Raw genomic sequence first — 3,572 nt, 5'->3', positions numbered from 1 at the left:
GTCAGTGGTCGAGCCGCTGGCGAAGGATCGCGCCGTCAGCGGCGACATCGAGCTCCATGCGGCGGCCGTCGGAGGCCAGGGCCTCTACGTCAAAGCCCTTCTGGTCGCGATCCATTTCCAGGATGGTGAAGCCTTGCGCCTCCACGCGTTCGGCGGCGCGCGCGAAGCTGGCCTTGGCGGTCTGTGCTCGGGGCTGGGCGACGGCGGCCGCGCCGGTCAACAGGAGAGCCGCCATGCCGGCGCCCAGCATGGCCCGGGTGCGGATCGAGTTATTGGAAGACATTGTAGGATACCTTTCTCTGCGGAAGATGCTCAGAGATTGGCTCCAGGTCCCTGACAGAAGCCGAGCGAACGTCGTCAGCGTCACGTCAGCTAAGGGTGAGCGCCGATACAGTCGTCGGCGCGTCGTGCCGTCAGGCCAACGACAGTACAATGTCCGACCTGGGACGTTTGTCGCCGTCAGGGCCTGGAGCTGAACGTCCGCAACCTGGAGCCATGACAATGTCTGCTATTGGCGCCACCCAGCCTGCTATGCAGACCTATAGATCGGCGGCGAAGGGTGGACTGCGGACCCGTGTCGTGCGGGAAAATCCGTATATCATCCGCGAACGCCAGTGGCGGCGACGGACTGCCAAAGGCCAGCGGGGCGTGGGCTATGGACATCCGACACCTGAAGCAGGTGATCGCCATTCGCAAGTACGGCAGCTTCGCCAAGGCGGCCAAGGCGATGGGCGTGTCCCAGCCCAACCTGTCGAAGAGCGTCGCCCGTCTCGAGGACAGCTTGAAGCTCAAGCTTTTCGACCGCACGGCCAAAGGGACCAATCTGACTCCGATCGGCGAGCTGATCGTAGACAGGGCCGACGCGGTGATTGCCGAAACCCGGAATCTGGCGCGTGACGCCGCTCTGCTGGCGGGTGGCGAGACGGGGATCGTGCGGATCGGATTCTCGTCGTCGATCTGGACCGCGTTCGCGACGCCGCTGCTGGAATGGGTCGTCAGCCGACATCCCAATCTCAGGATCCACGCCGAGGTCGCCCCCGCGGCCCGTCTGCTGCCGCAACTCGAAGCGCGCGAGTTGGACGTCGTGTTTGTCGCTCAGCCGCCGGACCCGTCGGAGACGGCTTATGTCTCCGAAGCCGTCCTTGAAGCGGCCTCCGTGTTCGTGGCCAGCCCTTCGCATCCGCTGGCGAAGGAACGGGGCATCTCCATCGAACGCCTGGCGGAATTCAAGTGCGGCGGCGCGCTATCGCCAAATTCCAGCAACGCCAAGAACCTGGGGTTCGAAAACGAAAACCTCGGAATCTACACGGCCAGCCACTACGACTTGCTCCTGCCCCTGGTCATGCGCGGGGACCTTGCTCTCTTCGCGCCGTCGTTCGTCGTGCGACCCTATCTGCAGACCGGCGAGGTCGTGGTGTTGGATTTGGAGCAGCGGTACGATCAGAAGTACCACGTCGTGACCACGCGCGGCGCCAGCCATTCCCCCATCGTTCGAGAGATAAGTGAGCAGGCCCGCGTGATCGGCTGTCAGCTTCGCGATGAATGGGGCGCGGTCAGCGGCCGGTTCGACGAAACCTAGGAAATGGGGCGGGCCGGTCGTTAGTCGACGAGCGCCTCCAGACCGTGGTCCTGAACCACGGCGTCCAGCCGCCGGACCGCGCTGTCGAACAGGGCCTCGGCCCGATGGTGGGTCAGGTCATTCGCGCTGCCCGACTGGATCACATAGAAGAAAACGACAAGGAGCCCCCGGCGATAGTCTTCGAAGAACGCGTCGTAGCCATAGTCCTCCACGCCGCCGGCTAGGAACCTGTCGTAGTATCCGCGCAGCAGGGCCGGCTCGTGAGCGCGACGCAGGTCCGTGGTGACGCTGATTGAGAGCAACTGGCTGACGTCGACGGCCCCGCGAGCCTGGAGGGCGACTTGCCAGTCGATCGTCGCAAGAGTCGCACCGTCGGGGCTGTCAGCGAACATCAGGTTATCGGCGCGGAAATCGCCGTGGCAGAGCGTTCGCGGAGGCTTGGCGACATCGATCATCAAGCGCTCGATGTTCGGGGCCATCCGCTCGCCGACACGGATCAGGGTCGGCGACGCCCGACCGGCGAGGAATGGCTTGAAGGCAGGCCAAGCGGCGGCGAGTCGGGGGCCGGTCCCCGCCCAAGGGCCTTCGCCGAACGGTTGGATGGAAGCTTCCAGGGCCGCCAGCTCGGGCCGGTTCCACCATCGGGCGTGCAAATCGGCTAGCGCGTCCAGGGCTAGCCGGGCGCGCTCATGGGACAGGCCGGTAATCTGGTCGCCGTCGGCGGCCGGCGAAAGGTCTTCCATGACCAATGCGAAGCGGTGGGTCTCCGGATCAAATTGCGTCACGTACGCTTTCGGAACGCGTAGGCCGACGACTGAGGAGATGTCGCGGTAGAACGTCACCTCGCGCTCGTAGAGGCCCCAGGCACGGGCGATCTGCAGGACTTCGGGGACCTTGGAGGGCATCTTCGCGACGAGTGTCGCTGGGCCTGACGTCGCGCCCGTTGTGTAGCCGAGGTGAAGCCGATGGAGGTCGGTCGCCATGCCGACGCCCTCGCCCAGGCGTTCGGCTCTGATGGAAGCCAAGTTCGAGAAGGTCGCGACATCGGGCGGCTGAACCGACGCGCGTAACCAATCGGGGCTGATCTGCTGCACGTCGTCCGGGATTGCGATCATTACCGCCCTTGTCGCAGTCGAGTGCTCCGAAGAGCATGACTATCCCCCAGATTGGCCTTAGCTGTACACATGGACATCCGCCACCTCCGGCAGATTCTCGCCATTCGCGATCACGGCAGCTTCGCCAGAGCGGCCGAGGCGTTGAACATGGCGCAGCCGGCGCTTTCGAAGAGCGTGGCCAAGCTCGAGAACGAGCTGCGCCTGACCATCTTCACACGCACCTCGACGGGTTCGGAGCTCACGCCGATGGGCGAGATGATCGCCGATCGCGCCGAGCGGGTGATGGCCGCGACCCGGAACCTGGCGCGCGACGCCGCCCTGGTCGCCGGGGGCGACGCGGGCGCCGTTCGGATCGGGGTGGGAACCCTGCTGAAGGATACGCTGCTGCCCCGGCTGCTGCTGAAGATCGTCGAGACCCACCCCCATCTGCGCCTGCAGATCGAACTCGGCGCCGGCAACCGCCTGCTTCCGCTGGTTCAGACGCGCGAGCTTGACCTGGTGCTTTGCCCCACCGACGCGTCCAATAGCGCCCTGGCCTATGTCGAAACGATGCAGGCCGAGGTGGTGTTCGTCGCGTCCCCCACCCATCCGCTCGCGACCGAGCGCTCCATCTCTATCGAGCGCCTCGCGGAGTTCCCCTGTGCGGGGCCGAGCTCTCCGGCCTATAAGGCCTCGACGTTCCTGGGGCAGGCGGCGGATTCGGGCGGTCTGGACGCCTACACGGCCAACGACTTCGACGCCCTCATGCCGCTCGTACTGGCGGGGCATGCGGTACTGATCACCCCATCCTTCTTTGTCCAGGAAGCCATTCGCGCCGGGACGCTGGTGCGGCTGGACGTCGCGTGGACGGCTGTGCAGGGCTACGGCTGCTACACGAC

The 3,572-nt window shown here is 65.5% G+C and carries 4 protein-coding genes; 2 read left to right on the top strand and 2 right to left on the bottom strand.

From position 1 onward, the window contains the following. Nucleotide 1: 1 nt before the first annotated feature. Nucleotides 2–283 (bottom strand): PepSY domain-containing protein, encoded by a 282-nt coding sequence (locus tag AC1DZ6_RS21410; protein ID WP_477099150.1) that lies wholly within the window; start codon nt 281–283, stop codon nt 2–4. 372 nt (nt 284–655) lie between these two features. Here AC1DZ6_RS21410 and AC1DZ6_RS21405 point away from each other — a divergent pair, with 372 nt between their 5' ends. After that, on the top strand, nt 656–1,579 hold the full coding sequence (locus AC1DZ6_RS21405) for a LysR family transcriptional regulator (protein ID WP_477099151.1): 924 nt from the start codon (nt 656–658) through the stop codon (nt 1,577–1,579). A 20-nt stretch (nt 1,580–1,599) separates the two neighbouring features. On the opposite strand, the gene AC1DZ6_RS21400 is transcribed toward AC1DZ6_RS21405, so the two are convergent. Continuing rightward, nucleotides 1,600–2,694 (bottom strand): phosphotransferase, encoded by a 1,095-nt coding sequence (locus tag AC1DZ6_RS21400; RefSeq protein ID WP_477099149.1) that lies wholly within the window; start codon nt 2,692–2,694, stop codon nt 1,600–1,602. A gap of 69 nt (nt 2,695–2,763) precedes the next feature. On the opposite strand from AC1DZ6_RS21400, the gene AC1DZ6_RS21395 reads away from it, so the two are divergent. Continuing rightward, a partial coding sequence (locus AC1DZ6_RS21395; RefSeq protein WP_477099148.1) for a LysR family transcriptional regulator occupies nt 2,764–3,572 on the top strand: 809 nt, incomplete at its 3' end.

It is taken from the genome of Caulobacter sp. P1_B12_2, assembly GCF_056406675.1.
Note: the sequence above shows the minus strand (reverse complement) of the source record. Positions and strands in the feature narration are given on the sequence as shown.

Coding starts and splice junctions, on each gene's coding strand:
- AC1DZ6_RS21410 (WP_477099150.1), bottom strand. CDS start 283: ATGTCTTCCAATAACTCGATCCGCACCCGGGCCATGCTGGGCGCCGGC.
- AC1DZ6_RS21405 (WP_477099151.1), top strand. CDS start 656: ATGGACATCCGACACCTGAAGCAGGTGATCGCCATTCGCAAGTACGGC.
- AC1DZ6_RS21400 (WP_477099149.1), bottom strand. CDS start 2,694: ATGATCGCAATCCCGGACGACGTGCAGCAGATCAGCCCCGATTGGTTA.